Annotated in this window: 7 protein-coding genes; 3 read left to right on the top strand and 4 right to left on the bottom strand. The window is 37.8% G+C overall.

Annotated features, from left to right (window positions below):
• Both BT797_RS18195 and BT797_RS18190 read left to right on the top strand, forming a co-directional pair.
• Positions 1-813: energy-coupling factor transporter transmembrane component T family protein (locus tag BT797_RS18195; RefSeq protein WP_211705546.1), on the top strand; the 813-nt coding region annotated here is incomplete at its 5' end.
• A gap of 256 nt (positions 814-1,069) precedes the next feature.
• Positions 1,070-1,903 carry a 4'-phosphopantetheinyl transferase family protein gene (locus tag BT797_RS18190; RefSeq protein WP_045110648.1) on the top strand — a complete coding sequence of 278 codons (834 nt, stop codon included), beginning with the start codon at positions 1,070-1,072 and terminating at the stop codon, positions 1,901-1,903.
• Here the strand turns inward: BT797_RS18190 and BT797_RS18185 are convergent.
• Entirely contained in the window at positions 1,900-2,640 is a 741-nt protein-coding gene (locus BT797_RS18185; RefSeq protein ID WP_045110649.1) for a carbon-nitrogen hydrolase family protein, read from the bottom strand. The two genes, BT797_RS18190 and BT797_RS18185, sit on opposite strands and share 4 nt — an antisense overlap.
• 79 nt (positions 2,641-2,719) lie before the next feature.
• A complete protein-coding gene (locus tag BT797_RS18180) occupies positions 2,720-2,944 on the bottom strand; it encodes a DUF6500 family protein (protein WP_045110650.1) in 225 nt (74 codons plus the stop codon).
• A gap of 578 nt (positions 2,945-3,522) precedes the next feature.
• Here BT797_RS18180 and BT797_RS18175 point away from each other — a divergent pair.
• A complete protein-coding gene (locus BT797_RS18175; RefSeq protein WP_045110651.1) occupies positions 3,523-5,064 on the top strand; it encodes a wax ester/triacylglycerol synthase family O-acyltransferase in 1,542 nt (513 codons plus the stop codon).
• Positions 5,065-5,144: 80 nt separating this feature from the next.
• Here the strand turns inward: BT797_RS18175 and BT797_RS18170 are convergent, their stop codons facing one another.
• Positions 5,145-5,381, bottom strand: coding sequence for a TIGR02647 family protein (locus BT797_RS18170; RefSeq protein WP_045110652.1), 237 nt, complete (start codon positions 5,379-5,381; stop codon positions 5,145-5,147).
• Positions 5,382-5,579: 198 nt separating this feature from the next.
• Positions 5,580-6,197, bottom strand: a complete 618-nt coding sequence (locus BT797_RS18165) for an SGNH/GDSL hydrolase family protein (protein WP_045110653.1) — start codon at positions 6,195-6,197, stop codon at positions 5,580-5,582.
• Positions 6,198-6,303 lie beyond the last annotated feature (106 nt).

Genomic DNA, 6,303 nt, shown 5'->3' with positions numbered 1-6,303 from the left:
GGTAGAATTAAACCACATCATTCAGCACTGCATCAGCTTAATGGTGTCACTAAGTTCGTCTTGTTTTTAGCTTGGGTAACAGTGGTGTTAACGACCTTTGATTTACGCCTTATTCTCGCGCTAATCATTACAGGCTGTACCTTGCTTAAATTAACTAAGGTGCCCTTTCCGGTTTACAAAACTTTGCTCATTGCCACGGCAAGTGTACTCACTATAAACGCATTATTCATGTTCTTGTTAGCACCACAGCAAGGCGTTGAGTATATTGGTTCAAGTACCATTTTATTGTCGCTCTGGGGAGATTATTCCCTGACACAGGAAGCCTTGTATTACCTGCTGACGGTAACGCTGAAATATTTCAGTATGTTCCCAATTGCCTTGGTATTTGTGTTTACAACACATCCGACAGAGTTTGCCGCGAGTTTAAACCGACTCGGTGTACCCTACAAAATTGCCTATGCGGTAAGTTTAACGCTACGCTATTTACCTGATGTGAAGAATGATTTTGTTAATATCATGCATGCACAGCAAGCACGTGGCGTGGATTTATCAAAGAATGTATCTGTACTGTCGCGTATTAAAAATGTGGCCAAGATCTTAGGGCCATTAATTTTCTCAAGCCTAGATCGCGCAGACGAGATTTCGAATGCGATGACATTACGTGGTTTTGGTCATAACAAGATGCGTACGTGGTACAGCTTAAAACCAATGACTAAGCAAGATTACGCAGTGATGGGGCTAATTACCTTGGTGGTGACGTTAGCCATTATCAAACGTGTTATGGCAACAGAGTTGTTCTGGTATCCATTCTAGCTGGTACTTTTTCTAGGTACTTTTTATAAGCACTTTTTATAAACGAATACGAGCTAAAAGCTGTTGATGGCTTTTAGCTCTCTCCTCTCTATTTTCCTTTACTCATGCCGTAATTTGATTAAGCCAACGTCCTCCAATACAATAAATATTACCTGCATTGGGGGCAACACAAAATCAAGGTTGATTTATGTTCATTATATATATCATGATAAGATAGCTAAATTAGCTTACACCTCGTCACTCAATGGAATAAATAGTGCTTTCAACATCAACAGATCAACTAACATTAGCTACGAATGAAATTCACCTGTGGTCAGTAGACCCGAAAAGAATCCAACAACCTGAATTATTACGTGCTTATAGTCGCCTGTTGGCACCAGAAGAAACGACAAAACAGCAACGATTTCGTTTTGAAAAAGATCGCCACAGTGCATTAATAACCCGCGCTTTTGTCCGTGATTTGTTATCACGTTATGCTGATGTGCCACCCGCAGACTGGAAATTTGTCAAAGGTGAAAAAGATAAGCCCGAGATTGTTAACCCACCCCTGCCATTACGTTTTAATATCAGCCACACCGACAATATGATCATTTGCGCGGTAATGCTTAATGACGATATTGGTTGTGATGTAGAAAATACCAGCCGAACAAGTGATGTATTAAGTATTGCGAAGCACTCATTCTCTCAAGTTGAGGTCGAGGATTTACTCACCCAACCAATAGCGCAGCAAGCGAGTCGTTTCTTTGATTATTGGACATTAAAAGAATCTTACATCAAAGCATGGGGGTTAGGTTTGTCGATCCCGTTGAAAGACTTTAGTTTCAGCCTGCCGGAAAACCACCAGAAGAAAAACATCAGCTCTATTGAAAACATTAAATTAAGCTTTGCAGCTCACCGTATTGACGATGCGAATACCTGGCGTAGTTGGTTGTTTTATCCCAACAACATTCACCGCGTCGCACTGTCAGTTCGCGCGACTTATAACAATCAAGATACAGATTATAAAATGCGTTTTTTTAATTCAATACCACTCATTAAAGCGACTGAAACGGCAAGATTTAGTCCTGATGTGAATTCGATGATGGATTAAAGGTTAATGACTTGGCCTATCCAGTCATTATCCTTCCGTTCAGCAATAACAAGTGCATTATGACTTTCATCAGCACAAATAAGTTGACCTGACTTTGTCCAAATCGCACTCTTTCCTACTGGATCCCAATTACCGGTAGGTCTATTATGATTAGCCATTGCTACGAGCATATTGAACTCCCGAGCATAGCTGCTCATCAGCTGAGTATCGGCGTCATAACCCCCCGCCGTGATTAACACACTCGCCATATATACATCAGCACCGAGTGCTGCACACCCTTTAGCATGCTCAATATGATTAGTATCAGCACAAATAGCATTAGCGACCGTTATATTATTCAGTTGAAAGCTATGTCGCTTATCGCCAACTGAAAAATATGTCTCTTCACCTGAGTGTAAATTCATTTTAGCGTAGCTTTCTACTCGTCCTGTTGGATAAATAATAGCTAAACCAATATGCGGCAGTCCCGTCGTTAACAGCGGTAGACCGACCCCTACTGTTATCTTGTTTAATTTTGCAATATCAATGAGTGGTTGAAGACGCTTATCGTCAACAGTAAAAGCAAGATTGGAGGCACATTCAGGCAGGTAACCTGTCAGTGATAACTCAGGAAATACAATATATGAAACACCTACAGATACAGCTTTTTCAATAGCATTCATATGAACAGCTATGTTTTCCGTTACATTCCCGTCAACCGAAGAGATTTGCGCGACAGCAATTTTTGTATTTTTCATTAATCTTCCTTGATAGATAGATCCATAAATAATATTAATCATCACCTAAATACATTTCGAAAACATGCCGTGACCTTTGTTAATTAGTCATTTCTGATTCCACCAACGCTTTTATTTTTACCGCTTTCTCAAAGTGATCTAACTTATGCGTCATAATCCACCAGTGTGCAGCTTCCATTAATAACGCTGGATCATCATTCTTATTCGCGAAGAACGCATAAAATGAGAGACCAACATTCGTCCCTTTTTTTTCTATTTTGTTTTCACAAACAGCGATTATTTTATTTCTTAATATTTCTCTCATATACCCTAGTAATATCCATAATAATGAAATAAACAATACGACATCTGTTTAAAAAAAATCCCAGCTTACTACTCAAAGGGGTTAAAAACGTCAATATCTCAATAGATTATAAATATTCCTACAATTTATTAACACTTCATTTTTCCAGTTAATTAATAAAGAATCAAAGAATTTACATCATTTTATTAAAATCATTCAATAGCATTAAAATCTAGCTAACAACAAAGTTAACGATAACAAGGTAATCGTTGACAAATATATACAGTTAATTATGCCAATCGACCTTCAGTAACAACAAAACAACCTGCTACAAACATTCAATTATGAATCTAACAAACATATTTAAACCTTAACAATCAAAAAGTTAAAAACAATTAAAGTACTATAATAAATCGTGGAAATATTTCATTTGCGTAAATTTATGTCACAATAACATATCACTTTGTGAGTACCCGTGTACTATACATATAACTTTAACATCCGTGACAGCAAGTCATAACATCACTATGTGATGATATGCGCGGTACGACTAAATCGGACGCAAACTATCAATCACATCAAGAAAATAGGGAATGACTATGGAAGCACTCACGTTAGTTGATATGGGTTTTTTATACACCGAAACAGTTACAAGTCCAAAGCACGTAGCAGGATTACAAATATTCTCAACCCCAAAAAATTACCCAGGTAACTTTAGCCGAGATCTATTTGATAATTTAATGTCACAGAAAGATATTAAAAAACCATTTAACAACAAACTAAAAAAACAAATCACGGGTCAATACTTCTGGCAAGAAGATAACAATATCGATCTGTCGTATCATGTACGCTTCGCTATGCTGCCAAAACCAGGTAATGAAGATCAGTTACTTAGTTTTGTTGAACACCAACATGAAACATTGCTCGATCGTAGCCGCCCATTATGGGAAATGATTTTAATTGACGGCTTAGCTGATAACAAATTTGCTATTTACGTTAAAGTCCACCACGCATTCACTGACGGCGCTAAAGCAAACCAACTAATCATGGCTTATTTGAGCGAAAATGTGGAATCACCAATGACGGCATTTTGGGCAATTGATCACCCACAAAAAGCAAGAATAACAAAAACAGCATTGTCACTATTATCTGATACTTCAAAACTTGTAACAAACCATGTGAAATCAATTCCATCATTAACCAAGCTAACAACAAAACTACTTTTTCAAGCTGCAAGCATGTACAAAGCAGATATGCCGACACCTTTTATGGCGCCTAAAACACTATTTTCAGTTAGTCCAAAGCGTGCACGCCGTGCCGCAATGAAATCACTGTCACTCTCACGTGTTAAAACACTTGGCCGCATAACAGGTGCCACAATTAATGATGTTGTTATTACTGTTTGCGATATGGCTATCCATAACTACCTAAAAACACGTAACGTAGTACTTAAAAAACCATTAGTAGCGCAAATGCCAATAAGTTTACGTGATGCTTCAGACAAGGTGTCTAACAACCAAGTAGCAATTAGTTTAGTCGAATTAGCTTATGCTGGTGAGCGTCCACTTGAGCGTTTAATGACAGTCAAAGAGTCATGCATCAAATTAAAAAATGAAACGAGGTTATTAACCAAAGAAGCATTAACGAGTTATACATTAGCAAGCCAAGGCCTAGCCGCTGCGAGTGAACTATTGAACTTGGATACAATATTACCGCCAATGGGCAATGTACTCATATCTAATGTACCAGGACCAAGCAAAGCGTTATATATGATGGGTGCTAAAATGGATAAATGCTTCCCAATTTCAGTACTACCACCGGGTATGTCGCTAAACATTACGCTATATAGCTACAACGGCTCTATTCATGTTGGTCTTGTCGCTTGTCGCTCTGCATTACCAGACTTAACAGAACTAGCAAGCTACATCGATGATGCTTTTACTGAACTTGAGAATGAAGTGCTAGACAGCGCCATTGAGACGGTATCAGATCATATCCATCTATTATCCTCTTCACAGCATAATGATGATATAAAAAAAGAAAGCGTTGAAATAATTAGTAATATGGCCAACAATGCATCGATGTTAAGCCCTCGTCCAGAAATTGATATTGAAGACTCTCGATTATGTGAAACAGCTTAGATCAATAGGAACATAGAGGAAATTGCAGTTAGTAACCTATATTACAGCGGCTAACTGCTTTAGATAATATCATTATTTATTTAGCTTAAAGGTGCTAAAACTCGGTGTAGATGATCTGCTATTTCAATACCGCTATCGGTTAAATACCCACCGTCGTCTCGTGTAATAAGCCCTTTTTCAAAAAGTGATTTCGCAGCACTAACAACAGAGGGGCCTGCTTCATTATGAACCTTAATACCTTCTAAATGAGATTTTGTTGGGAATTTAGCCAGTAATTTCATTTCTTCAAACAGTGTATCAGAATAATTGTTAGTCATAATTGCTCGCTTTTCTTAAATAGGAGAAGTTTCATCATAGGAGCTTCAAAGAATATTGCAAAATTAATAACCGAGTTAATAGGGGTAGATCAAAAAAAACCTAAGGAAACGAACACTTAAGGTCTAATAGGTCAGTATTTATGCAGCAATGTATATTACACAAACACTTTTTGCCTATTTAATGCTTAAACATTAAGGTCACGATAACAACGCCGAGCTTATTACTTGATATAGCAACTCATGCCCCGCGCTGTTTGGGTGTAATCCATCGGCCGTTAAATAGATTTCTTTACGATCATTGAATGGCGTGTAAACATCAATTAAATCAACATCATACTTCACCGACAAAGCCAACAATGCTTGGTTATAATGACGGATGGTTTCATCATTGCGAATACGATTATTTACATTCGGAATACCATCAAGCTGGGCTGCAATTGGCGTGATATTAATCAGAGCAACATTAGCACCCTTCTCAATTGAAAACTCAATACAGCGACTTATGTTGTCAATATACGTTTCAATATTAACAAGGTAGCTACCGTCTTGCTTAGCAAGGTCATTCGCACCATACCCAAATAGCACGGTATCCTGTTTATCAACGGCTTGTCGGGTCAAAAACTCATGTTGAAAACGTTGGATCAAACCATTTGTCGTTTCACCACTAATCCCCATATTAAAGACACTAATCTTATCTTTACCCGTTTCCACAAATTGTTTAATTAAACGAGTTTTAATACGGTCTGCCCAACCCCCATAGTCAGCATCACTTTCACCGCGTGTAATACTATCACCAAAACAAATCATGCTCGCCATATACCCTCACTCCGAAAATATCCATTAATAAACTATTGAAAATAAACTACTACATATCTCGAAAAGTTAATAGCATAACCTTGACTATGATTAAGCTTACATCAAC

This window comes from Moritella viscosa, assembly GCF_900120065.1.
GTDB classification, from domain to species: Bacteria; Pseudomonadota; Gammaproteobacteria; order Enterobacterales; family Moritellaceae; genus Moritella; species Moritella viscosa.
Note: the sequence above shows the minus strand (reverse complement) of the source record. Positions and strands in the feature narration are given on the sequence as shown.